Source organism: Haloferax denitrificans ATCC 35960 (assembly GCF_000337795.1).
Taxonomy (GTDB): Archaea; Halobacteriota; Halobacteria; order Halobacteriales; family Haloferacaceae; genus Haloferax; species Haloferax denitrificans.
The window spans coordinates 294,935-316,222 of sequence record NZ_AOLP01000011.1; the positions used below are offsets into that span (position 1 = coordinate 294,935).

At 68.2% G+C, this 21,288-nt stretch carries 25 protein-coding genes; 7 read left to right on the forward strand and 18 right to left on the reverse strand.

Features of this window, described 5'->3' with window-relative positions:
* Window positions 1-86 precede the first annotated feature (86 nt).
* The gene (locus tag C438_RS11355) at window positions 87-488 is read right to left on the reverse strand and encodes a DUF5518 domain-containing protein (protein WP_004969541.1); all 402 of its coding nucleotides are present in this window, start codon (window positions 486-488) and stop codon (window positions 87-89) included.
* A 276-nt stretch (window positions 489-764) separates the two neighbouring features.
* On the opposite strand from C438_RS11355, the gene C438_RS11360 reads away from it, so the two are divergent.
* On the forward strand, window positions 765-2,054 hold the full coding sequence (locus C438_RS11360) for a tRNA (N(6)-L-threonylcarbamoyladenosine(37)-C(2))-methylthiotransferase (protein ID WP_004969542.1): 1,290 nt from the start codon (window positions 765-767) through the stop codon (window positions 2,052-2,054).
* A gap of 63 nt (window positions 2,055-2,117) precedes the next feature.
* On the opposite strand, the gene C438_RS11365 is transcribed toward C438_RS11360, so the two are convergent.
* Entirely contained in the window at window positions 2,118-2,582 is a 465-nt protein-coding gene (locus C438_RS11365) for a GNAT family N-acetyltransferase (RefSeq protein WP_004969543.1), read from the reverse strand.
* 90 nt (window positions 2,583-2,672) lie between these two features.
* On the opposite strand from C438_RS11365, the gene C438_RS11370 reads away from it, so the two are divergent.
* The gene (locus tag C438_RS11370) at window positions 2,673-3,263 is read left to right on the forward strand and encodes a S26 family signal peptidase (protein ID WP_004969544.1); all 591 of its coding nucleotides are present in this window, start codon (window positions 2,673-2,675) and stop codon (window positions 3,261-3,263) included.
* A gap of 15 nt (window positions 3,264-3,278) precedes the next feature.
* Here the strand turns inward: C438_RS11370 and C438_RS11375 are convergent, their stop codons facing one another.
* From C438_RS11375 to map, 3 genes are all read right to left on the reverse strand, one after another.
* Complete coding sequence (locus tag C438_RS11375; protein ID WP_004969545.1) at window positions 3,279-4,214, reverse strand: cation diffusion facilitator family transporter; 936 nt, start codon at window positions 4,212-4,214, stop codon at window positions 3,279-3,281.
* Window positions 4,215-4,295: 81 nt separating this feature from the next.
* Window positions 4,296-4,865 (reverse strand): HIT family protein, encoded by a 570-nt coding sequence (locus tag C438_RS11380; protein WP_004969546.1) that lies wholly within the window; start codon window positions 4,863-4,865, stop codon window positions 4,296-4,298.
* A gap of 78 nt (window positions 4,866-4,943) precedes the next feature.
* Window positions 4,944-5,834, reverse strand: a complete 891-nt coding sequence (gene map, locus C438_RS11385; RefSeq protein ID WP_004969547.1) for a type II methionyl aminopeptidase — start codon at window positions 5,832-5,834, stop codon at window positions 4,944-4,946.
* 183 nt (window positions 5,835-6,017) lie between these two features.
* On the opposite strand from map, the gene C438_RS11390 reads away from it, so the two are divergent.
* Both C438_RS11390 and ppk1 read left to right on the forward strand, forming a co-directional pair.
* Window positions 6,018-6,719, forward strand: a complete 702-nt coding sequence (locus C438_RS11390; protein WP_004969548.1) for a metallophosphoesterase family protein — start codon at window positions 6,018-6,020, stop codon at window positions 6,717-6,719.
* A gap of 78 nt (window positions 6,720-6,797) precedes the next feature.
* On the forward strand, window positions 6,798-9,053 hold the full coding sequence (ppk1, locus tag C438_RS11395) for a polyphosphate kinase 1 (protein ID WP_004969549.1): 2,256 nt from the start codon (window positions 6,798-6,800) through the stop codon (window positions 9,051-9,053).
* A 15-nt stretch (window positions 9,054-9,068) separates the two neighbouring features.
* On the opposite strand, the gene C438_RS11400 is transcribed toward ppk1, so the two are convergent.
* Genes C438_RS11400 through C438_RS11410 form a run of 3 tightly spaced genes read right to left on the reverse strand, consistent with a single transcriptional unit; the run spans window position 9,069 to window position 11,435 of the window.
* On the reverse strand, window positions 9,069-9,329 hold the full coding sequence (locus C438_RS11400) for a lipoyl domain-containing protein (RefSeq protein WP_004969550.1): 261 nt from the start codon (window positions 9,327-9,329) through the stop codon (window positions 9,069-9,071).
* Window positions 9,330-9,360: 31 nt separating this feature from the next.
* Complete coding sequence (locus tag C438_RS11405) at window positions 9,361-10,401, reverse strand: alpha-ketoacid dehydrogenase subunit beta (RefSeq protein ID WP_004969551.1); 1,041 nt, start codon at window positions 10,399-10,401, stop codon at window positions 9,361-9,363.
* Window positions 10,401-11,435: a thiamine pyrophosphate-dependent dehydrogenase E1 component subunit alpha gene (locus C438_RS11410; protein WP_004969552.1), complete on the reverse strand. Its 1,035-nt coding sequence runs from the start codon at window positions 11,433-11,435 to the stop codon at window positions 10,401-10,403. Before C438_RS11410 ends, C438_RS11405 begins: the two co-directional genes overlap by 1 nt.
* Window positions 11,436-11,601: 166 nt before the next feature.
* Here C438_RS11410 and C438_RS11415 point away from each other — a divergent pair, with 166 nt between their 5' ends.
* Window positions 11,602-12,243: a dienelactone hydrolase family protein gene (locus C438_RS11415; protein ID WP_004969553.1), complete on the forward strand. Its 642-nt coding sequence runs from the start codon at window positions 11,602-11,604 to the stop codon at window positions 12,241-12,243.
* A 96-nt stretch (window positions 12,244-12,339) separates the two neighbouring features.
* Here the strand turns inward: C438_RS11415 and C438_RS19710 are convergent, their stop codons facing one another.
* From C438_RS19710 to C438_RS11435, 5 genes are all read right to left on the reverse strand, one after another.
* Window positions 12,340-12,495, reverse strand: coding sequence for a hypothetical protein (locus tag C438_RS19710; protein ID WP_004969554.1), 156 nt, complete (start codon window positions 12,493-12,495; stop codon window positions 12,340-12,342).
* Between the two features lie 66 nt (window positions 12,496-12,561).
* Window positions 12,562-13,206 (reverse strand): DsbA family oxidoreductase, encoded by a 645-nt coding sequence (locus C438_RS11420; protein ID WP_004969555.1) that lies wholly within the window; start codon window positions 13,204-13,206, stop codon window positions 12,562-12,564.
* 116 nt (window positions 13,207-13,322) lie between these two features.
* Window positions 13,323-13,751 carry a DUF7522 family protein gene (locus tag C438_RS11425; protein WP_004969556.1) on the reverse strand — a complete coding sequence of 143 codons (429 nt, stop codon included), beginning with the start codon at window positions 13,749-13,751 and terminating at the stop codon, window positions 13,323-13,325.
* A gap of 69 nt (window positions 13,752-13,820) precedes the next feature.
* A complete protein-coding gene (locus C438_RS11430; protein ID WP_004969557.1) occupies window positions 13,821-14,756 on the reverse strand; it encodes an oxidoreductase in 936 nt (311 codons plus the stop codon).
* Between the two features lie 85 nt (window positions 14,757-14,841).
* The gene (locus tag C438_RS11435; protein WP_004969558.1) at window positions 14,842-15,795 is read right to left on the reverse strand and encodes an isoaspartyl peptidase/L-asparaginase; all 954 of its coding nucleotides are present in this window, start codon (window positions 15,793-15,795) and stop codon (window positions 14,842-14,844) included.
* A 118-nt stretch (window positions 15,796-15,913) separates the two neighbouring features.
* Between C438_RS11435 and icd the strand changes: the two genes are divergently transcribed.
* On the forward strand, window positions 15,914-17,173 hold the full coding sequence (icd, locus tag C438_RS11440) for an isocitrate dehydrogenase (NADP(+)) (protein WP_004969559.1): 1,260 nt from the start codon (window positions 15,914-15,916) through the stop codon (window positions 17,171-17,173).
* A gap of 54 nt (window positions 17,174-17,227) precedes the next feature.
* Here the strand turns inward: icd and C438_RS11445 are convergent, their stop codons facing one another.
* From C438_RS11445 to C438_RS11455, 3 genes are all read right to left on the reverse strand, one after another.
* Window positions 17,228-17,683: a hypothetical protein gene (locus C438_RS11445; protein ID WP_004969560.1), complete on the reverse strand. Its 456-nt coding sequence runs from the start codon at window positions 17,681-17,683 to the stop codon at window positions 17,228-17,230.
* 172 nt (window positions 17,684-17,855) lie between these two features.
* Window positions 17,856-18,359 (reverse strand): hypothetical protein, encoded by a 504-nt coding sequence (locus tag C438_RS11450; protein ID WP_083900000.1) that lies wholly within the window; start codon window positions 18,357-18,359, stop codon window positions 17,856-17,858.
* A 244-nt stretch (window positions 18,360-18,603) separates the two neighbouring features.
* Window positions 18,604-18,948 carry a cupin domain-containing protein gene (locus C438_RS11455; protein ID WP_004969562.1) on the reverse strand — a complete coding sequence of 115 codons (345 nt, stop codon included), beginning with the start codon at window positions 18,946-18,948 and terminating at the stop codon, window positions 18,604-18,606.
* Window positions 18,949-19,097: 149 nt separating this feature from the next.
* Here C438_RS11455 and C438_RS11460 point away from each other — a divergent pair, with 149 nt between their 5' ends.
* Window positions 19,098-19,637 (forward strand): DUF5817 domain-containing protein, encoded by a 540-nt coding sequence (locus C438_RS11460; RefSeq protein ID WP_004969563.1) that lies wholly within the window; start codon window positions 19,098-19,100, stop codon window positions 19,635-19,637.
* 28 nt (window positions 19,638-19,665) lie between these two features.
* Here C438_RS11460 and C438_RS19520 read toward each other — a convergent pair whose 3' ends face one another.
* Together C438_RS19520 and hmgA are read right to left on the reverse strand one after the other, a co-directional pair.
* A complete protein-coding gene (locus tag C438_RS19520; RefSeq protein WP_160166868.1) occupies window positions 19,666-19,815 on the reverse strand; it encodes a hypothetical protein in 150 nt (49 codons plus the stop codon).
* A gap of 209 nt (window positions 19,816-20,024) precedes the next feature.
* A complete protein-coding gene (gene hmgA, locus C438_RS11465) occupies window positions 20,025-21,236 on the reverse strand; it encodes a hydroxymethylglutaryl-CoA reductase (NADPH) (protein WP_004969564.1) in 1,212 nt (403 codons plus the stop codon).
* Window positions 21,237-21,288 lie beyond the last annotated feature (52 nt).

Consider the following 21,288-nt stretch of genomic DNA (forward strand, 5'->3'; position numbering starts at 1 on the left):
GGAGCGGAAGGAACACTGAGGACGCGGGAACGCGGACGATAAAACAGGAATCGAGGTCGAACAGAATCGAGGTCGAACTCGTCGGCTCAGGCCGCGGGTCTGGTGCGGCGGGCGGCCGAGCGGTCGTGGAGCATGCTTCCGAGCGCGCCGCCGATAGCGCCGGGGATGCCCGCGAGGGCGATGATGACGACGGCCGCGGCGAACACGGTCAGGCCGAAGAACACGCCCGCGAACAGGACGTTCATGATGACGAGGCCGATGGCGACGATAATCCCGCCGAGCGTCGTGCCGACGAGGCCGTTGAGTGCACCGTCGGCCATGCCGGTCGTGACGAGGTAGCCGGCGACGAGGCCGCCGATGATACCCGTGAGGACGTAGCCGACCGTCGGGAGCGTGGCGTTCGTGAAGGGGACGGCGAAGCCGCTGAGGATGCCGACGACCACGGTCGCGATGAACCCGTAGGCGATGGCGCGCATGTTGAACTTCATAGCGGCTCTAAATACGCAGGATGAGATAATGAATTATTTTCGTCGTTCGACGGATAATACGGCCGATGCGAGACTCCTCGGGGGCGGAGCGTCCGGTCGGTGCGACGCTCCGTCGACCGTGCTCGTGGGGCGGAGACAAACGCCGAGGTGCGGAGCGAGACATCCGCGGAGCGGGCGGGTTCGTCCCGTGAGGCGCTATCACGGCCCGCGGACGCCGGCAGTCTCGGGGGAGACCGCGGCGTTTTTGCCCGCTGACCCGGTACGTGGGGTAACCGAATGGCCCGATACCACATCGAGACATACGGCTGTACCTCGAACCGCGGCGAGAGCCGCGCCATCGAGAGCGCGCTCCGCGACGCCGGACACTACCGCGTCGACGGGCCCGAGGAGGCCGATGTCGCCATCATGAACACCTGTACGGTCGTGGAGAAGACGGAGCGGAACATGCTCCGTCGGGCCAAAGAGCTGGAGGCGGAGACGGCGGACCTCATCATCACGGGCTGTATGGCGCTCGCGCAGGGCAACGACTTCCGCGAGGAGGGCATCGACGCCCAGATTCTCCACTGGGACGACGTGCCGACCGCCGTCACCAACGGCGAGTGTCCGACTCCCGGTCCCGGCGTCGAGCCCGTCTTGGACGGCGTCGTCGGCATCCTGCCCATCGCCCGCGGCTGTATGTCGAACTGCTCGTACTGCATCACGAAGTTCGCCACGGGGCGGGTCGATTCGCCCTCCGTCGACGAGAACGTCGAGAAGGCGCGGGCGCTCGTCCACGCCGGCGCGAAGGAACTCCGCATCACGGGGCAGGACACCGGCGTCTACGGCTGGGACAACGGCGACCGGAAGCTCCCCGAGCTACTGGACCGCATCTGCACCGAAATCGACGGCGAGTTCCGCGTCCGCGTCGGCATGGCCAACCCCGGCGGCGTCCACGGCATCCGCGAGGAACTCGCCGACGTGTTCGCCCGCCACGACAAGCTCTACAACTTCATCCACGCGCCCGTGCAGTCCGGCTCCGACGAGGTGCTCGAACACATGCGCCGCCAGCACCGCGTCGACAAGTTCAGAGAAATCGTCGAGACGTTCGACCGGGAACTCGACTACTGGACGCTCTCGACGGACTTCATCGTCGGCTACCCGACCGAGACCGACGCGGACCACGAGCGGTCGATGGAACTCCTCCGCGAGATTCGCCCCGAGAAGGTCAACGTCACGCGCTTCTCGAAGCGCCCCGGCACCGACGCCGCCGACCTGAAGGGCCTCGGCGGGACGCTCAAGAAAGAGCGCTCCAAGGAGATGTCCGAGGCGAAGATGGACATCGTCGCCGCCGCCTACGAGGAGATGGTCGGCACGGAGCGCGACGTGCTCGTCGTCGAGGAGGGCACCGGCGACTCCGTGAAGTGCCGCGACGAGGCCTACCGCCAGATAATCGTCCAGAACGCGACCGAACACGGCCTCGAACCCGGCGACTTCGCCCGCGTGACGGTGACCGCCCACCAGACCGTCTACGCCTTCGCAGAACCGGTCGAGGCACAGCCCGAACCGCGAGAGCCGACGGTCGCCTGAGCGGTCGATTCCGCGCCGTTTCAGCGCTGTTTCAGGGCCGCTCCGCCGGCTCGCACTCGTTTCTCAGTTCTCGTCGCGCCCCGGAACACCGTCTTCGCCGACCCGGAGAAACATCCCTTTCGACGCCGGCGCGGTCGGTTCGAACCCCCAGCGCTCGTAGTAGCCGTCCACGTCGGCGAGGAGGTTCACGAACGCCGACGGCGGGGCCTCGCGGTCGAGGTAGTCCACGAGCGCGTCCATCACGCGGGTCCCGAGTCCGCGGCCCTGATGGTCGGGGTGGACCGCCACGTCGACGACCTGAAAGACGGTGCCGCCGTCGCCGACGAGCCGACCCATGCCGACGACGCGTCCGCCCGAATCGTCGTCGCCGGTCGCGCCCTCGAAGACGACGCGCACGCCGAAAATCGTGTTCGGAACGCCGCGCTCGGCGGCCGCGAGGGAGCGCGGGGGCATCCCGGCGGCGTCGCGGAGGGAGACGTACGTTTCGGGGTCGGGAAACTCGGGGACGAGGCGGTAGTGGTCGGTCACGACTCGACGGTCGCGCCACCCGGTCCTAACGGTTTCTCTCACGCGGCGTCGGCAACAAGATTGATAGCGACGCGTCGGGTGACAGCACCCGTGTCCGACGACAGCCCATCGGAGGCCCGAACGTTCGCGAGAGACGCGCTGGAGACGGTCGCTATCGTCGTCGCGGTCGGCGCGGTGCTCTTCGCGGTGAGCGGCGTGTGGCCCCCGATGGTCGCCGTCGAGAGCGGGAGCATGCAACCGACCCTCGAACGCGGCGACCTCGTCGTCGTGACCGCGGAAGGTCGCTACGGCGGCCCCGCGGCCGACGAGTACGGCGTGGTCACGGCCGACGCGAGCGAGGGCTACGGGCGACTCGGCGGGCCGGGCGACGTCGTCGTCTACGACGCGCCCTCGCGCGACGGCTCACCCATCATCCACCGCGCGGTCTTCCGGGTCGAGGACGGTGAGAACTGGTACGACCGGGCCGACGACTCGTACGTGGACGGCGCGGACTCCTGTGCGGAACTCCTGAACTGCCCCGCGCCGCACGCCGGCTACGTCACCCGCGGCGACGACAACGACTACTACGACCAAGCGCGGGGCATCGCCTCGCCCGTCCGGCCCGACTGGGTGCGGGCGAAAGGCCAGTTTCACGTGCCGTATCTCGGGGAACTGCGGTTAGAACTGCAGAAACTGCTGTGAACTGTCGCCGACGCGTCAGCGGTCGTCGCCGCCGTCGGGCGAGAACATGGTGTAACGCTCCGTCTCGTCGTCTTCCTTCCACTCGCCGAGTTCCCGCGGGTCGATGTGGACGAACACGTCGTCCACCTCGTCGATGTTCCGAATCGCCTGCACCACCCACGTCTCGATGTCGTGGGCCTCGGTAATCGTCATGTCGCCTTCGACTTCGATGTGGAGGCTCACGTCGATTTCGGGGCCGACGTAGTGGGCGACCACGTCGTGCGCGCCGTGAACGTCCGGGTGCGACAGCGCCGTCTGGACGATGAGCGCCCGGAGGTACTCCGGCGGGGCGGCCCCGACGAGGTAGTTCACGTTGTCGCGGACGATTTCGTAGCCGGTGTAGACGATGCCGATGGAGACGACCATCGCGGCCAGCGGGTCCAAGATTGGGTAGCCGAACTGGCCGCCGACCACGCCGACGAGCGCCGCGCCCGCGGTGAGGATGTCGTTTCGGTTGTCGACGCCGGCGGCGACGAGCGCGGGCGAGTTCTGCTCGCGGCCGACCGAGTAGCAGTAGCGGTAGAGGACGTACTTGCCCGCCGCCGCGACGACGAGGACGACGACGCCGAGCGTCCCCGCGGCCCCGCCGTAGGTCCCCGCGAGGATGCTGGACGTGCTCTGCCAGAGAATCGCCCCGCCGGCGGCGAAGATGCCGACCGCGACGAAAAGCGAGATGAACGGCTCGATGCGCTCGTGGCCGTGGGGGTGTTCCCAGTCCGGCGGCTTCGTCGTCAGATAGAGGCCGCCGAGGATGATGGTGCTGTAGACCGCGTCCGCGAGGCTGTTGACCGCCTCGGACCCGAGGGCCAGGCTCCCGGTCGTCCACCACACGCCGCCCTTCCCGACGACGAGAAGCACGTTCGCCGCGAGGACGACGAATCCGACCCGCCGGATGGCCCGTCTGCGCTCCATTACCGTGGCTTTCGGGAGTGGGGTTGAAATGCGCTTCGGGCCGGAGCGGCCTATTAGACGCACTCGACGTGAGTTTTAGAGTCAGTCTAATTCGAAGCGAACCGCGTCGTCGTCGCCCTCGACGACCGCGCCGTCGAGCCCGGCGAACGCCTCGTGAAGTTGGTCGTAGGAGTCGTCGAGCGCCTGTACGAGCACTTTCGTGTCGGAGATGACCGGCATGAAGTTGGTGTCGCCGCTCCACCGCGGGACGACGTGCGTGTGGAGGTGGTCGTCGATGGAGCCGCCGGCGGCCGACCCGCCGAGGTTCTCGCCCGCGTTACAGCCGTCGGGGTCGAAGGCGGCGTCTAACGCGGCGAGCGTCTTCGACTTGAGTCGCGCGTGGTCGAGGAGTTCCGCGTCCGAGAGGTCGCCGAACTCGCCGGTGTGGCGGTACGGGATGACCATGACGTGACCCGGCGCGTAGGGGTAGTTGTTCAGGATGACGAACGAGTGCGGCGAGCGGGCGACGATTTTGCTCTCCCGATCGTCGTCGCGCTCGGGGAGCGCACAGAAGGGACAGCGGTCGTCGTCCGGGTCGTCGGCGTCGGCCGCGTCTTGGTCGTCGTCGCGGGCGACCCAGTCGATGCGCCACGGGGCGAACAGTTGGTCCATGGCGGCTCAATGGAACCGGACGGGCAAGCCGTTTCGGTCTCGGGGCGACCGGTTCGCCTCCGACCGCGTCCGACCCGACTACCGCGTCAGGTTCTCGTAGCCGTCTTCGGTGACGATGATGGTGTCTTCGGCTTGTCCGACCATCGCGCCCTCTTCTTCTTTCAGGACGGGGTAGCCGCGGAGGATGCCCTGCTGTTCGAGCCGGCGGATAGCCATCTCGGAGCGGCCGCCCTCGAACCAGCGGGCCGCGAAGGGGAGCAGTTTGTACTTCTCGCGCACCTCGTCGAGCAGTTTGCGCGACATGCGGTCGCGGACCGAGCGGTCGTTGACGAGGCTGTAAATCTCGTTTTTCGACCCCTCGGAGACCTTGCCGGAGCCGTCGGTGGCGAACGGTTCGATGGCGACCACGTCGCCGACTTCGAGTTCGACGCCGCGGTCTGCGCCGCGGTTCGGGATGGTCGGGTCGGTGTGGGCGTCCCACTGTTCGACACCGTGGCCCGAGAGGTTGAGGACGGGCGTGTAGCCGTAGCCGCGAATCACGTCCTCGATTTCCGCGCCGATTTTCCCGGTGTGCGCGCCCGCTTCGACCATGTCGAGGGCGGCGTCGAGCGCCTCCTCGGCGGACTCGACGAGTTCGTCGTTGCCCGAGAGGTCGACGGTCACGGCGGAGTCGGCGATGTAGCCGTCGACGTGGACGCCGACGTCGAGACACACCATGTCCTCGCCGAACACGGTGTCGTCGTCGCGGCCGGGGCTGGCGTGCGACGCCTCCTCGTTGACGCTGATGTTGACCGGAAAGGCACAGCCGTCGGCGAGTTCGCGGATGCGCGCTTCGGCGTGTTCGGCGACTTCGAGGTGGGTGACGCCCGGTTCGACCATCTCGGCCGACTCGTCTAACACCGTGCGGAGGACCTCCCCTGCCTCTCGATACTTCTCGACCGTCTCGTCGTCGAGGGGTCCGATGCTCATGGCCGCGACTTCGCGGCCGCGCCGGAAAGCGATTGCGGGATGGCCGGCGACCGGAATCAGACCATCGCCCCCGCCCGGCGGTGTATGACTGACAGTCTCTGCCACGTCTATATAGCACAACATTCCGAAACTAGCAACCCTTTCTTAGGCCGGGACGTTCTGAAATAGGAGAGAACGTTTCCAATGAGTGTCCCATCCTTCCACCCCGACGTCGCCGAGCAACACCTTCGAGTCGACATCGACGACTGGGACGACGTGTACGTCGTCGGCGACGTACACGGGTGTCTGCCGGCGCTCGAACGCCTCGTCGACCGGCTCGACCCGTCCGAAGACGACCTCGTCGTCTTCGTCGGCGACCTCGTGCGGAAGGGTCCCGACAGCAAGGGCGTCGTGGACTACGTCCGCGAGCGCGACAACTTCCTGACCGTCCGCGGCAACAACGAAGAAAAGCTCATCCGCGGCACGAAGGAGATAGACGCGCTGACCGACGACGACCTCGAATGGATGTCGAACCTCCCGGTCGCCATCACGTGGGACGGGGCCATCGTCGTCCACGGCGGCGTCCACCCCGAAAAGCCGCTTTCCGAACACGACGTGGACGACCTCGAAAACACCCGGGCGATGAACCCCGGCGACAGCTACGACGGCCCCTTCTGGTTCGAGCACTACGAGGGCCCCGAGCGCGTCTTCTTCGGGCACACCGTGATGGCCCACCCCGCCGTCTTCGAGCACGCGATGGGTCTCGACACGGGCGCGGTCTACGGCGGCGCGCTGACGGCGTACGACCTCCACGCCGACGAACTCGTCGCCGTCGACTCCGAGGTCACCCACGAGTCCCGCAAGGACTCGAAGATTATCGAACCCCGCCAGCCCGCGCTGGTCTGAGCCCCGCCGCGGCGACGGTGGGAGCGACGGCCGAGGCGGCGAACTAAAGGTCGCCGCCGAACCATCTCCTCTCAGCATATGTCCGACGACGAGCCTCGCGGCGGCGACTCGCAGGGCCGACGCGCCGGTCAGTCGACCGCGCCGGTCCGCGCCCGCGAGCGCGACGGAGACGCGACGGAGCCGGCCGACGCCGACCTCGCAGACCCCGCGCTGTATCTCAACCGCGAACTCAGCGAACTCGCCTTCCACGAGCGCGTCCTCCACGAGGCGAGAGACGACCGCAACCCGCTTTTCGAGCGCGTCAAGTTCCTCTCGATTCTCACCTCGAACCTCGACGAGTTCTTCATGAAGCGCGTCGGCGGCCTGAAACAGCAGATGGCCGCGGGCGTGAGCGAACTCTCGCCCGACGGCCGGACCCCGAACGGGCAGTGGTCGCTCGTCCTCGACCGCGCCCGCGACCTGCTCGACCGGCAGTCAGCCTGCTTCCACGATCTCGTTCGACCCGCGCTCGCCGACGCGGGCATCGAAATCGTCGGCTACGACGACCTCGCGCCCGACGAGCGGGCCGCCCTCCGCGACTACTTCGAGGCGTCGGTCCTGCCGACGCTCACGCCGCTGACGTTCGACCCGTCGAACCCCTTCCCGTTCATCTCGAACCTCTCGCTGTCGCTCGCGGTCCGCACGACCGAGGGCGACGACGAGCCGACGAAGTTCTCGCGGGTCAAAGTCCCCGGCAACCGCCCGCGGCTCGTCAACGTGGACGAGCGCGTCGGCGACGCGGATGGCGCAAGCGACTCCGACACCGCTTCATCGGCCGCAACCTCCGCCACTCCAGTCAGGTTCGTCCCGCTCGTGGCCGTCATCGAGCGCAACATCGACCTGCTGTTCCCGAACGTCGAGATAATCGACACCTCGGCGTTCAGGGTGACGCGGAACGCCGAGGTCCGCCGCAACGAGGAGGTCGCAGAGGGTCTCATCGCCACGATAGAGGACGTGCTCCGCCAGCGCCGGTTCGCCACGGTCGTCCGCTTGGAGGTCGAGTCGGGGACTCCCGAGGCGGTCCGCGACCTCCTCGCGGAACAGCTCGACGTGGACGACCCCGAGGTGTTCGAGCGCGACCTGCCGCTGGACTACGGGGCGCTCGCGTCGCTTTTCGACCTCGACCGACCGGAACTCGAAGTCGCGCCGTGGACGCCCCAGCCCCACCCGCGGTTCGTCGGCCGCTCGGCCGACGACCCCGCGTCGGTGTTCGCCGAAATCGACCGGAAAGACGTGCTCGTCCACCACCCGTACCACTCGTTTACGGGCACGGTCGGCACGTTCCTCGCGGCCGCCGCGGCCGACCCCGACGTGCTGGCAATCAAGGCAACCATCTACCGGACCGCGCCGGACTCCGAGGTCATCGAGACGCTCATCGAGGCCGCGAACAACGGCAAGCAGGTCGCGGTGATGGTCGAGCTCAAAGCCCGGTTCGACGAGGAGAACAACCTCCGGTGGGTCCGCCGCCTCGAAGAGGAGGGCATCCACGTCGCCTACGGCACCATCGGGCTGAAGACCCACTCGAAAACGGCGCTCGTCGTTCGCGAGGAGGACGACGAGGTTCGGCTGTACTCCCACGTCGCCACCGGCAACTATCACTCCCAGACGGCGAAGCTCTACACCGACCTCGGGCTGTTCACCGCCGACCCGGATATCGGCCACGACCTCGTGCGCCTGTTCAACTTCTTCACCGGCCACTCGCGGGCCGAGACGTACCGGAAACTGCTGGTCGCGCCGACGAACCTCCGCGAGGAGATGACCCGGCTCGTGCGTCGGGAGGCCGACCACGCCCGCGCCGGCCGCGACGCCCGCATCGTCGCCAAGATGAACGCGCTCGAAGACCCCGCGATGGTCCGCGAACTGTACGAGGCGTCGATGGCCGGCGTCGACATCGACCTCGTGGTCCGCGGCATCTGTCGGCTCAGACCCGGTATCGAGGGGCTCTCGGAGCGCATCTCGGTGTCGAGCGTCGTCGGTCGGTTCCTCGAACACTCGCGGGTCTTCTACTTCGAAAACGACGGCGACCCCGACTACTACGTCGGCTCCGCCGACTGGATGACCCGCAACCTCGACCGCCGGGTCGAGGCCGTCGCGCCCGTCGAGGACCCCGAACACCGCGCGGAACTCGACGCCGTCCTCGACGCGCTCCTGTCGGACAACCGCCGGCGCTGGGTGATGGACGCCGACGGTCGGTACGAACAGCGCCGCCCCGGCGACGACGAGCGGGTCCGAGAGGCCCACCGAGAGCTGATGGACCGGGCGCTCGGCGCGGCGTACCGGGCGGGCGACGACTGACGAAAAAACAGCGGGTCAGGCGCTCGGTTGCACCCGCGCGAGCACGTCGCCGCGAGCGAAGTCGTCGCCCTCGCCGACGAGTGTCTCCGTGACCGTCCCCGCCGTCGGCGCGGTCACGTCGATGCTCACCTTCTCGACCTGTATCTCGCAGAGCGTCTCGCCCTCGTCCACGGCGGACCCCTCGCGGACGAACCAGTTGGCGAGGTAGCCCTCGGCCACGTCGTCGGCGTCGTCGGGCCACGAGTCGGCCGAGTTCACGTCGACGGCGTCCGTCATGCGCGACCTCCGTTTGCGCCGACCGTCCCCGTCATTCGTGGAGTTCGCGGACGGCCGCCGCGATGTCGTCGGTGCCGGGGTTGACCTCGTCTTCGAGCGAGCGGGCGTAGGGAATCGGCACGTCGGGGATGGCGAGGCGCTTGACCGCCGAGAGGTCGTCCAGCGCGCCCTCGGCGGCCCTCGCGACGATTTCGCCCGTCACGCCGAACGACTGGTAGTCCTCGTCGACGACGAGGAGTTTCCCGGTCTTGCGGACCGAGTCGAGCACCGTCTCGGTGTCGAGGGGCACGAGCGTCCGGAGGTCGATGACCTCGGCGTCGATGCCGTCGTCGTCGAGCTGTTCTGCGGCCTCCATCGCCCGGTGGACGTGCAGGCCGAGGGTGACGACGGTCACGTCGTCGCCGGGCCGTTTCACGTCGGCCTCGCCGAACGGAATCGTGTAGTCCTCTTTGGGGACGCCGGTCTTCGGGCCCGGGGGCGACGGCATCCAGCCGAGGCCCATGAGACGCTTGTGGAACATGTAGACGACCGGGTCGTCGTCGCGGATGGCGCTGTGCATCAGCCCCTTGGCGTCGTAGGCCGTCGAGGGGACGACGACTTTCATCCCCGGCAGGTGGGCGAAGGTCCCGTAGAGCGTCTGGGAGTGCTGGCCGGCGTCGTTGTAGGTGCCGCCGACGGCCGTGGTCAACACCATCGGAACGGAAAACGACCCGCCGCTCATGTAGGTGTTCTTCGCCATGTTGTTGTAGATCTGGTCCATGGCGACGCCGAAGAAGTCGACGAACATCAGCTCGGCAATCGGGCGCATCCCGGCCTGTGCGGCCCCGACCGCCGCGCCGAGGTAGGCCGTCTCGCTGATGGGCACGTCCATCACGCGGTCGCGGCCGAACTCGTCCAACAGGCCGGTCGTACTGGAGAAGATGCCGCCGTAGTCGGCGACGTCCTCGCCCATGTAGAACACCTCCTCGTTCTCGCGCATCTCCCACGCGATGGCCTCGACCATCGCCCGGCTCATGGTCAGTTCGCGGTCCGTCTCGGTCGCTTCGGTGTAGTCTCGTGATTCGGTCGCCATCAGTTGTCACCTCCGGTCTCGCCGGCGTCGCCCGGCGCGTCTGCCGCGGCCCCGCCGTCCGTCGCCGCCTGCGCCGGCGGGTTCGTGAACACGTTCTCGTACGCCTCCTCCGGGTCGGGCTCGGGCTGTTCTTTCGCCCACGAAATCACCTCTTCGACCCGCTCGTGGGCGCGCTCTCGAATCTCGTCGAGTTCGTCGTCGGTCACGCCGTGCGAGCGGAGGTCCTCGGCGAGTCGCTCGATGGAGTCGCGCTGTTTCGCGCGGTCGATGTCGGCCTCGGGGCGATACCCCTCCGCGTCGCCCATGAAGTGGCCCATCCGGCGGTGGACCTGCACCTCGATGAGCGTCGGCCCGTTGCCGTCGCGGGCGCGCATCACGGCCTCGCCCGCCGCCTCGTACACCGCCATCGCGTCGTCGGAGTCGATACGGACGCCCGGCATGTCGAAGCCGTCGGCGCGCTGTGCGCCGTTCTGTACGTCCGTCACGCGGTCTTTGGGCATGCTGATGGCCCAGTCGTTGTCCTCGACGACGAAGACGACCGGGAGGTCGTGGACCGCCGCGAGGTTCAGCGATTCGAGGAAGCCGCCCTGGTCGATCGCGCCCTCGCCGAGGAAGGCGACGGCGACGGCGTCGGTGTTCCGCTTTTTCGCGGCCATCGCCGCGCCGACCGCCGGCGGACAGCCCTGCGCGATGATGCCCGAACACGCGAAGTTCACGTCGGGGTCGAACAGGTGCATGTGGCCGCCCTTCCCGCGGCACAGCCCCGTCTTCCGCCCGAAAATCTCGGCCGTCATGCGCTTGAGGTCGACCCCCTTCGCGATGGCGATGTGGTGCGGCCGGTGCGGCGCGGTCACCGTGTCGTCGTCGCGGAGGTGGATGCAGACGCCCGCGCCGGACGCCTCGTGCCCCGCCGCGAGGTGCAGTTCGCCGGGAATCGGTCCCGCCGAGATGTCGAACGCCGGCTGTTTCCCCACGAGGTACTCGTCTACCAGTCGCTCCTCGTAGTGCCGAGCGGTCACCATCTGCTCGTACATCGTCCGTAGGTCGGTAACACTCACCATAGTTGGCGTTCGGGTGTACTCCCGATTGTATATTAACATTAATTGTGTAAGTCATGACCATCAGAACGAGCGGACTCCGCGTTCACGGGAGCCGACGGGTCGAGACAGGCCTAAGCCGCAGTCCGGCGTATCGTCTCGTATGAGCGACACGACGCCGAATCTCGTTTCGATACCCGTCGGCGACGCGGTGCTGGAGGGCGACCTTCGGATTCCGGCGGGCGCGGCGGGGCTCGTGGTGTTCGCCCACGGGAGCGGAAGCAGTCGGAAGAGCCCGCGGAACAACTTCGTCGCCGAGGTCATCCGCGACCGCGGGGTCGGGACGCTCCTTTTCGACCTGCTCACGGAGGCGGAAGACGAGGAGTACGGGACGCGGTTCGACATCCCGCTTCTGAGGGAGCGACTGCTCGGCGCGACCGAGTGGCTCCGCGGCCGCGACGATACCGCCGACCTCGACTACGGCTACTTCGGGTCGAGCACCGGCGCGGCGGCGGCGCTCCTCGCGGCGGCCGACCTCGGTGACGACGCCGGCGCGGTCGTCTCTCGGGGCGGACGCGTCGACCTCGCGGAGTCGCGGCTCGGCGACGTGACGGCACCGACGCTGTTCGTCGTCGGCGGTGCCGACGAACCGGTGTTGAGCCTGAACCGCGACGCGTTCGCGGACCTCGACTGCGAGAAGTCGCTGGAGGTCGTCGCCGGCGCGGGTCACCTGTTCGAGGGGCCGGGCGAGTTGGACGCGGTGGCCGGCCTCGCCGCCGACTGGTTCGAAACGCACCTCGGCTGAGGGCGTCGCTCGCGGAGCCGACCGCGGGGCGACCGCAGGACGACCGCGAGGCGACCGCGGAGCCGAGTGCGGGGCGACCGGGATGGGTCGGGACGCTCAGCGCGAGAACTTGAGGTCTTTCGCGGGGTCTTCGACGACGACCCACCAGCGAACGTCCTCCTTGGGGTGGCGGCGCTCGACGTGCTCGTCGAGTCGCTCGCCGCTGTCGAAATCGCGGCCGCAGAGGTTGCAACGGTGGTGTCTGTTGGCCATGTGCGTAGCTACGACCGCTTACAAAATGAATGTAGCTCGCGCGGGCCTCGGCCGGCGAACGCGGGTTCAGACTCCGTCGACGAGGCGTTCGAGCTGTTCCGGCGGGACCGCGCCGCGGGCCGCGTAGCCGTCGTAGGCGAAGGTGGGCACGCCGGTCACGCCGTGGCGCTGGGCCTCGGCGAACTGCTCGCGCACCTCCGCGAACAGCGCGTCGTCCGACAGCGCCGAGCGGATTTCGTCGCCGTCGACGCCCGCGTCCTCGGCGAGTTCGACGAGCAGGTCCTCGTCGCCGATGTCCTTGCCCTCCTGCCAGAGCGCGTCGAAGACTGCCACGTCGAATTCGAGCCACGTGTCGTTGTCGTAGTGCTGTTTCACGTGGAACGAGGCGACCTGCGCCGGCAGGGAGTCGATGTCGGTCGCGATGTCGAGGTCCATCTCGACGCCGTACTTGTCCTGCAGGCGGCGGACGCCCTCCTTGGCCTGCTCGTAGTAGTCGTCGTCTTTGCCGTCGTCGACGGAGAAGTCGATGCTCCCGTCGGAGCGGCGCTTGTGGCTCCGGAGGTCGAAGGGGTGCCAGTCGATGTCGAGGTCCTCGTCGCGGGTCGCCTGATACTGCCGCAGGGACTCGCGGCCGAGATAGCAGAACGGACAGACGTAGTCCGAGTAGACGGTGATGTGGTCCGGCTCCGCGTCCGCGTCGGGTTGGCTCATACACACTCGTATCTGTCCCGGTTACAAAAGCGGCTTGCTCTGTCGTGTGCGGTCGCCGCGACGCCACGCCGCCACGCCGCCACGACGACGCCGCGGCGGTTCGGACTGGGCGGGACTCACACGCCGGGAGTCGATTCGAGCATCCGGCGGAGCGCGACTTCCATCTCCTCGAACTCCGAGAGTTCGAGTTCGTCGGTGGTGACGATGACGCCGCGGTCGCCGCCCACGACGCGGCCGACGAAGCCGTCCGAGAAGACGCGGAGGGTGAACTCGTACTCGCCGAAGTCGGGAGTCGCGCCGGTCGTGCCGGCGCTGTAGGTCTCTCGCGGGCCGAACCCGGTGCGCTCGTTCTCGACGAGTTCTGACTTGGCGGCGCGCGCCGCGGCCTCGTCGCCGTCGTAGAGGTCCCGTCGGACGTACAGCACGTCGAAGTCGTCGCGGGTGAAGTGGACGACGCTCCGCAGGGAGTCCCCGAGCGTCGTTCGGCAGGTGGAGACGATGGCGTCGGCGACGCTCTGGGTGATTGTCGGCGTTGATTCGGTCACGGGGGTAGATAGCACGCCGCAGTATTTGGCCGTCTCGCCTCCCGGCGCTCGTCCGAGACAGGTGGTGAATCAGGCCAGTCGGAACCGCGTGTCGGTGAGGTCCTCCGACACGTCCCAGAGCCGAGCCGCGGTCTCGGGGTCTCTGGCGCGGGCGCTCGGCTCCGCGATGCCGGGATTGCCGCGCATGCCGAACACCCCCTGCGGGCCGACGTACTCCCCGCTTTCGACGGCCGGCGAGGTCGCGGCGTACAGGAGCGGGAGCGCGCCCATCTCGGCCGACTGGGCGAATATCGCGTTGCCGAGCTTGCTCATCCAGTACCGGAGCGTCGACCCGGACGCCTCGGGCCCGCGGAACTGGAGGTTGGTGGCGGCGTAACCGGGGTGTGCGCCCACGCTCAGCACGTCGTCGATGCCCGCGGCGGTCAGCCGGCGGTCGAGTTCGAACGCGAAAAGCAGGTTCGAGAGCTTGCTCTGGGCGTAGGCGTCCCACTCGTCGTAGTCGCGTTCGCCCTGCAGGTCGTCGAAGTCCATTCGGCCGCGCTCGTGGAGGCCGCTCGACATCGTGACGAGCCGCGTCTCGCCGGGCGTGTCGCGGAGCGTCGGGAACAGGCGGGCGCTCAGGGCGAAGTGGCCGAGGTGGTTCACGCCGAACTGCGTCTCGAAGCCCTGTGCGGTCTCTTTCCGGGGAATCGCCATCACGCCGGCGTTGTTGCAGAGGGCGTGTAGCGACCCGTGTTCGGCGGCGAACTCGTCGGCGAACCGCCGGACTGAGTCGAGGTCGGCGAGGTCGAGTTCTGAGAGGGTCAGCGAGGCCGCCGGCACGGAGTCGCGGATGTCGGCCATCGCGTCCGCGCCGCGGTCGAGGCTCCGGCAGGCCATGACGACGTGCGCGCCCTTCTCGGCGAACATGCGCGTCGCCTCGAAGCCGAGGCCGCTGTTCGCGCCGGTGACGACGACGGTCTTTCCGGAGAGGTCGGGGGCGTCGGCCGCGGTCCAGTCGCTCATGGGAAATGCAACGGCCTGAATCGAGTAAACCGTGGCGGCGACGGCCAGTGCGACCGGAACGCGGTCACCGCCGGCCGCGACGACCTCAGTTCGACGCGGTGCTGGTCTGCATCCCGTCGGAGTTGTACGCCGAGCCGAAGCCCTCGTCGTCGAGGAGGATGATGCCCGCCGACGACCCGGTGAGTTCGCCGAACTCCTCGATGGCGAGGTCGGCCGCGGTCTGGGCGTCACAGCCGCGTTCGAGGTGGCCGACGGCGCGGCGGGCGAGCGTCACGCGCGCGATGTCTTCGCCCGCTCCCGTGGTCGACGCGCCGCCGGCCGGGGAGGCGTAGAAGCCCGAGCCGACCTGCGGCACGTCGCCGACGCGGCCGGCGAGGGCGAACCAGCGGCCGCCGGTCGAAGTCGCGGAGGCGAACGTCTCGCCGTCGGTGGCGACCGCCCCGACCGTGTCGTGGCCGGGAAGGCGAACATCGTGAGCCGAGCGGCCACTGCTTGCTGAGGTTTCCTCGTTCGCCGGCAGGAAGCCGTCACCGGCCTCGGCCGTCGGGTCGCTCGTACTCCCACCGAACCGGTCGGCGAGCCACGCGAGGTGTTCGCTGGGTGAGCCATCGGGAGCGTCCGCGTTCTCCCAGCGCTCGCGGGTTTCGTCGGTGAAGAGGTCGACGCCGGTCTCGACGCCCGCGTCGGCGGCGAACTCGACCGCCGGGTCGCCCGTCAGGAGGACGTGCGGCGTTTCTTCGAGGACCGCCCGCGCGACGGAGACGGCGTGTTCGACGCCCTCCATGCCGGCGGCCGCGCCGACTTGCCGGTCGCTGAGCATGACGCCCGCGTCGGTGCGGACGACGCCGTCGGACTGGACCGCGCCGCCGACGCCGGCGTTGAACCGGCGGTCGGATTCGAGGACGCGGACCGCGGTTTCGACCGCCGAAAGCGGGTCGGACTCGCTCGCGCCCGCGTCGGCCGCGTCGTCCATGACGGCCTGTCTGGGCGCCGGTTCGCCGGGGATGCCGCCGGCACCGCCGTGGAGGATAATTCGCATACGAGGGTGTCTTCGGAGCGTGGTCCTAAACGTATCGACCGATGAATGGAGCGATACTTGCATCTCGCCGTCGATAACGGCAGGACTTTTACACCGCACTAGAAAGCTCTGATTGTTCATGAGCTACGACCAGATTGAGGTTCCGGACGACGGCGAGAAAATCACGGTCGACGAGGAGACGGGCGAGCTCTCCGTCCCCGACAACCCGATTATTCCGATCATCCACGGCGACGGAATCGGAACGGACGTCGGCCCCGCCGCGCAGAAGGTCCTCGACGCCGCCGCCGAAGCGACCGGCCGCTCTGTCTCTTGGATGCGCGTCTACGCCGGCGAGTCCGCCCGCGACAAGTACGACGAGAACCTTCCGGAAGACACGGTAAGCGCCATCCGCAACCACCGCGTTGCCATCAAGGGCCCGCTCACGACGCCCGTCGGCGCGGGCTTCCGCTCGCTCAACGTCGCGCTCCGCAAGAAGCTCGACCTCTACGCGAACGTCCGCCCGACCTACCACCTCGACGGCGTCCCGTCGCCCGTCAAGAACCCCTCGGCGATGGACATGGTCACGTTCCGCGAGAACACCGAGGACGTGTACGCCGGCATCGAGTGGGAAGCCGGCACCGACGAAGTCCAGCAGGTCAAGGAGTTCGTCGAAGAGGAGATGGGCGCTACGGGCGTCATCCACGACGGCCCCGTCGGCATCGGCATCAAGCCCATCACCGAGTTCGGGACGAAGCGCCTCGTCCGCGAGGCCATCGAGTACGCCCTCGAAAACGACCGCGACTCCGTCACCCTCGTCCACAAGGGTAACATCATGAAGTTCACCGAGGGCGCGTTCCGCGACTGGGGCTACGAGCTCGCAGAAGAGGAGTTCGGCGACGTCACCATCACGGAAGACGAGCTCTGGGAGGAGTACGACGGCGAGAAGCCCGAGGACAAGGTCGTCGTCAAGGACCGCATCGCGGACAACATGCTCCAGCAACTCCTGACCCGCACCGCCGACTACGACGTCATCGCCACGATGAACCTCAACGGCGACTACATGTCCGACGCCGCCGGCGCGCAGATCGGTGGCCTCGGCATCGCCCCCGGCGCGAACTTCGGTGAGGGCCTCTGTCTCGCAGAGCCCGTCCACGGCTCCGCGCCCAAGTACGCCGGCGAGGACAAGGTCAACCCGACCGCGATGATTCTCTCCGGCCGTCTCATGTTCGAGTACATGGGCTGGAAGGACGCCGGCAAGCTCATCCGCGACGCCGTCGAGAAGACCATCTCGGACGGCGACGTCACCTACGACCTCGAACGTCAGATCGAGGGCGGCAACAAGCTCGCCACGAGCGAGTACGCCGACAAGGTCGTCGAGAACATCAACGAACTGGCGTAAGCGACCACACCACTTCTCTCTCGCGGCACCGACGCCGCATCTCTTTCGCGCCGGCTACAGTCGATTCGGGTCCCGCCAGCGGCGAATCCGGTTCCACAGCGGTCTGACGACGCCGAAGACCACCGCGCCGGCGGTGTCGGCGACGATGTCGACGGCCGTGTCTTCCAGATAGACCGACCGGGGCCACTCGACCCAGAAGCCGGTGAAGAGCCGTTCGTACACCTCGAACCACGTGCCGATTGCGGCGACGGCCATCGGGAGGACGACGAGGAGCGCGAGCCGCGAGTGGAGCAGGCGGGGGTTGAGGACGTAGAGAATCGCCGCGACGCCGAACCCGGAGGCGGCGTGGACGAAGATGTCCCACCACCAGATGCGCGTGTAGAGAAACAGCGCCATGCTCGTGAAGTGCGTCACGGTGACGACGCTCCCGAACACGGCGACGACGGCCATCTCTCGGGGCCGTTCTTCCCACCCGGCCAACACCGTCTCGTTCCAGGTTCGTCTCAGCATGCGCGGGTCGAACGGTGAACCGCGTCGGCTGGAGTGGCGAGGTGGTGTGTGCGGTGACCTGCGAGCGGAAGCATAGACGAGTGATAGGCCATCATCGATATGTAGCTTTTCCCGACGAAACGACAGGTCTGGTGTGAAATTAACGTCGTCGACGGCCGTACCAACGCCGGAGTCAGCGATTCGCCGGGCGGTCGTCGCCCGACTGCTCGCCGCCGTCGGAGCGGAGGTGGCCGATTCGGCGCGACGACTCATCACGACTCGCGTCGGCCGGCGTCCGCGACCAGAGGATGCCTTCGACGAAGGCGAAAAAGCCGAGGCCGCCGACCACGTCGACCACGAGGTCTATCGCGGTGTCCTCGGCGTAGTAGGCCATCGACCAGCCCCACCAGAAGTCCTTGAACAGGTACTCGTACACCTCGAACCCCGCGCCGATGGCGAGGAGGGCGGCCGCGACGACCACGGGGGCGCGAGCGCCGCGGAACGTCTGCGGGAACACGAGGAACAACACGCCCGCGACGCCGAAGCCCGAAAGCGAGTGGGTGAGCACGTCCCACCACCAGATGCGCGTGTAGACGTTGTACGCGAGCCCGCCGAAGTGGAGCGCGCTGACGACTGCCGCCCAGACGCCGACGAACGCCCACAGCCACGGCTCGCGCGCGAGCTTCGAATGACTCATCGTCGGCCGTCGCTCGTCGTGATAGCCGGAGTGTTCGACGCGCTGAGCGTTGTCCATAGAGGAAGTACGCGTGGGGAGGGCATAGTTAGGGACTACCGTCATGCCGTTGGTGACACCACATTGATAAATGCTTTCTCCTCACACGTTCCGGCTGAAACGTATCGAAAATCCGTTCGAGAAGGCCCGAGACCTCTCCGAAACGCACCTCTTGGCTATTCTAGCGCAGGCTCGGTTCGCGCTCGGCTCAGTCCAGCCACGGCGGGTCGGTCCGCGGCGGCGAGAACACGTCGATGCCGACGACGGTCTCGTCACCGCGGTTCTCCGCGCCGTGGGGTTCGCCGCCCGCGAGCGAGTAGGCGTCGCCGGGGCCGACGACGACTTCCTCGCGGTCGTCGCCGACGAGGAACGTCAGTTCTCCGGCGACGACGTAGCCGACCTGCTCGTGGTGGTGGTCGTGAACCGGGACGACCGCGCCGGGTTCGATGCGGAAGTGCTGGACGTTCATCTCCTCGCCGCCCGCGAGGAGCGAGAGGAACACGTTGTCGGCCGCCTCGGCGGACGGCGCGTCGTCGACAGAAACTCGGTCCATGGTGACACGCCACGCGGGGCGGAGATAAATCCGCTGGAGCGTCCCCAAGCGGTACCGGTGTGGTCGAGGGAACGCCGCCGCGCCCGTCCGCGCGCTCTCGTTCGACGCGCTCCCGAACGTTCAAATCCGACGCCGCGGAACATCGGCGTATGTACGCGGTCGTGGGGTGTACGGACTGCGCGAACATGTGGTTGCTTTCGGACCCCGACGGGTCGAAGACGGCGACGTGTCCGCGATGCGGCAGGCGACACCAGACGAAGAAGCTCCGGCGCTTCTTCGAGTCCGACGACAGGGACGCCGCGCGGCAGGCGCGGTCGGCGCTGTTGGCGAAGAAACACGGCGACAGCGAGGCGTTCGCGCAGGTCGAACACGTCTCGGAACTCGACCGGCGGGTCGAGGAGTCCGGCGTCGACGACCGCGAGTACCTCGAAGGCTCGGGACTCGACGCCGACGAGGTGTTCGAGGCGGGCGAGGCCGCCTCGAACGGTCGGAACTCGTCGTCGGGGTCGCCCGACCGTTTGACGGTCGTCCGCGAGGCGGTTCGGGACGGCGACCGGCCGACCGAGGAAGAGGTCGTCGCGGCGGCGGTCGAGCGGGGCGTCCCCGAGGACCGCGCCCGCGACCTGCTCGATAAGCTCCGGCGGCGCGGCGAGGTGTCGGAGTCGCGGGGCCGACACCGGCTGGTCTGAGCGCCGGGGTCGCCCTCGCGGACTCATCTCAGAGCGCGCCGAGCAACTTCGCCACGGTCAGCGCGGAGGCGACGACGCCGAGCGCCAACTTCACCAGCCTGAGCGCGAGCGCCACCCGCCGCGCGTCGTCGTACTCGTCGGGCGATTCGGGGTCGGTACCGCGTGTGGAGACGGGCATGGGAGGGGATGGGGTGTGGACACGCCCGCGGGTGCTCCCCGACGGACGCGTTTTCATCGTTTTCACAGGAACGGAATAAACGCGAGCCACGGGTGCGGAGTGAAAGTGAAAGTAGACGACAGGATGCAAACCCGGCAGTACAGAGCGGCGCAAAGCGAGAAAAGACGAGTGAGGGGATATCGCCGTCGGCGAAACTGAACCCGTTCGAGTTACCGGCCGAGTTCGGCGTGGGCGCTGGAGAGGTGCCGCGAGGCGAGCGCGGAGAGAAGCGAGAGTTCGCCCGCGAGCGAGCCGACGGCGATGCACTCGGCGAGGGCGTCGGCGTTGGAGCCGGCGGGGTCGCCGCCGCCGCTGACGCCGAGGACGTCGAGGCCCTCGGACTGTGTCGGGAGCTTCGTGCCGCCGCCGACGGTGCCGACTTCGAGAGAGGCGATGGAGACCGAGACGTAGAGGTCGCCGTCCTGCACCTCGGCGGTCGTGATGGCGTTCGACCCCTCGACGACCTGCGCCTCGTCCTGCCCGGTGGCGAGGAACATCGCGGCGACGACGTTGGCGACGTGGGCGTTGAAGCCGAGGCTCGCGGCCTTCGCGGAGCCGACGAGGTTCTTGCGGGTGTTGAGTTCGGCGACCGCTTCGGGCGTGGTGTGCAGGCGCTCTTCGACGACTTCGCGCGGGATTCGAACGTCGGCGGTGACGCTCCGCCCGCGGCCCTCGACGGCGTTGATGGCGGCGGGCTTCTTGTCGGAACAGAGGTTGCCCGAGAGGGCGACGAGCGAGGCGGCCGTCTCGTCTTCGACGACGCCGCAGGCGGCCTCGGTGGCGATGGTGGCCATGTTCATCCCCATCGCGTCCTTGGTGTCGTAGCGGAACCGCAGGTACACGGAGTTGCCGACGACGTACGGCGTCACGTCGAGGAGTTCGCCGTGGTTCGTCGTCTCCTCCGCGGCCTCCTTCAGCGCCGCGAAGTTGTCGCGGGTCCACGAGACGAGCGCCTCGGCCTCGGCCACGTCGGCGACGCGGAACACCGGCGCGCGGGTCATCCCGGACTTGAGGACGCGGGCGGTCGCGCCGCCGGCGCTGTTGATGACCGAACAGCCGCGGTTGACCGACGCGAGGAGCGCGCCCTCGGTGGTCGCGAGCGGGAGGTACTTCTCGCCGGCGACGGAGCCGCCGTCGACGCTGACGGGGCCGGCGACGCCCATCGGCACCTGAATCGCGCCGACCATGTTCTCGATGGCCGACTCGGCGGCCTCCGCGGGGAAGCCGTAGTTCCCGACCGCGTCGAGCGACGCGCCGGACTGCTCTTCGACGAGCGAGCGGCGCGCCTCGGCGGCGGTGTCGGCGTCGGCGTGCGCTTCGAGTTCGTGGAGGCGGAGTTCGCCCTCCCGAACGCGGTCTGCGAGGGACGCGGCGTCTGTCATGCCCCGACGTTTCCCGCGCCGGCCCTAACGCGTTCCGGTTCTTCCAACGGCC

What these genes read in the sequence shown, in the direction of transcription:
- C438_RS11400 (WP_004969550.1), bottom strand. Translation starts at nt 9,329, where the DNA reads ATGACGGACGCCGTCGACGTGAACTCGGCCGACTCGTGGCCCGACGAC.
- C438_RS11360 (WP_004969542.1), top strand. Translation starts at nt 765, where the DNA reads ATGGCCCGATACCACATCGAGACATACGGCTGTACCTCGAACCGCGGC.
- C438_RS11435 (WP_004969558.1), bottom strand. Translation starts at nt 15,795, where the DNA reads ATGCGAATTATCCTCCACGGCGGTGCCGGCGGCATCCCCGGCGAACCG.
- C438_RS11455 (WP_004969562.1), bottom strand. Translation starts at nt 18,948, where the DNA reads ATGGACCGAGTTTCTGTCGACGACGCGCCGTCCGCCGAGGCGGCCGAC.
- C438_RS11415 (WP_004969553.1), top strand. Translation starts at nt 11,602, where the DNA reads ATGAGCGACACGACGCCGAATCTCGTTTCGATACCCGTCGGCGACGCG.
- C438_RS11430 (WP_004969557.1), bottom strand. Translation starts at nt 14,756, where the DNA reads ATGAGCGACTGGACCGCGGCCGACGCCCCCGACCTCTCCGGAAAGACC.
- C438_RS19710 (WP_004969554.1), bottom strand. Translation starts at nt 12,495, where the DNA reads ATGGCCAACAGACACCACCGTTGCAACCTCTGCGGCCGCGATTTCGAC.
- C438_RS19520 (WP_160166868.1), bottom strand. Translation starts at nt 19,815, where the DNA reads ATGCCCGTCTCCACACGCGGTACCGACCCCGAATCGCCCGACGAGTAC.
- C438_RS11405 (WP_004969551.1), bottom strand. Translation starts at nt 10,401, where the DNA reads ATGGCGACCGAATCACGAGACTACACCGAAGCGACCGAGACGGACCGC.
- C438_RS11375 (WP_004969545.1), bottom strand. Translation starts at nt 4,214, where the DNA reads ATGGAGCGCAGACGGGCCATCCGGCGGGTCGGATTCGTCGTCCTCGCG.
- C438_RS11355 (WP_004969541.1), bottom strand. Translation starts at nt 488, where the DNA reads ATGAAGTTCAACATGCGCGCCATCGCCTACGGGTTCATCGCGACCGTG.
- C438_RS11420 (WP_004969555.1), bottom strand. Translation starts at nt 13,206, where the DNA reads ATGAGCCAACCCGACGCGGACGCGGAGCCGGACCACATCACCGTCTAC.
- C438_RS11380 (WP_004969546.1), bottom strand. Translation starts at nt 4,865, where the DNA reads ATGGACCAACTGTTCGCCCCGTGGCGCATCGACTGGGTCGCCCGCGAC.
- C438_RS11450 (WP_083900000.1), bottom strand. Translation starts at nt 18,359, where the DNA reads ATGAGTCATTCGAAGCTCGCGCGCGAGCCGTGGCTGTGGGCGTTCGTC.
- icd (WP_004969559.1), top strand. Translation starts at nt 15,914, where the DNA reads ATGAGCTACGACCAGATTGAGGTTCCGGACGACGGCGAGAAAATCACG.
- C438_RS11390 (WP_004969548.1), top strand. Translation starts at nt 6,018, where the DNA reads ATGAGTGTCCCATCCTTCCACCCCGACGTCGCCGAGCAACACCTTCGA.
- hmgA (WP_004969564.1), bottom strand. Translation starts at nt 21,236, where the DNA reads ATGACAGACGCCGCGTCCCTCGCAGACCGCGTTCGGGAGGGCGAACTC.
- C438_RS11460 (WP_004969563.1), top strand. Translation starts at nt 19,098, where the DNA reads ATGTACGCGGTCGTGGGGTGTACGGACTGCGCGAACATGTGGTTGCTT.
- C438_RS11410 (WP_004969552.1), bottom strand. Translation starts at nt 11,435, where the DNA reads ATGTACGAGCAGATGGTGACCGCTCGGCACTACGAGGAGCGACTGGTA.
- ppk1 (WP_004969549.1), top strand. Translation starts at nt 6,798, where the DNA reads ATGTCCGACGACGAGCCTCGCGGCGGCGACTCGCAGGGCCGACGCGCC.
- C438_RS11445 (WP_004969560.1), bottom strand. Translation starts at nt 17,683, where the DNA reads ATGCTGAGACGAACCTGGAACGAGACGGTGTTGGCCGGGTGGGAAGAA.
- map (WP_004969547.1), bottom strand. Translation starts at nt 5,834, where the DNA reads ATGAGCATCGGACCCCTCGACGACGAGACGGTCGAGAAGTATCGAGAG.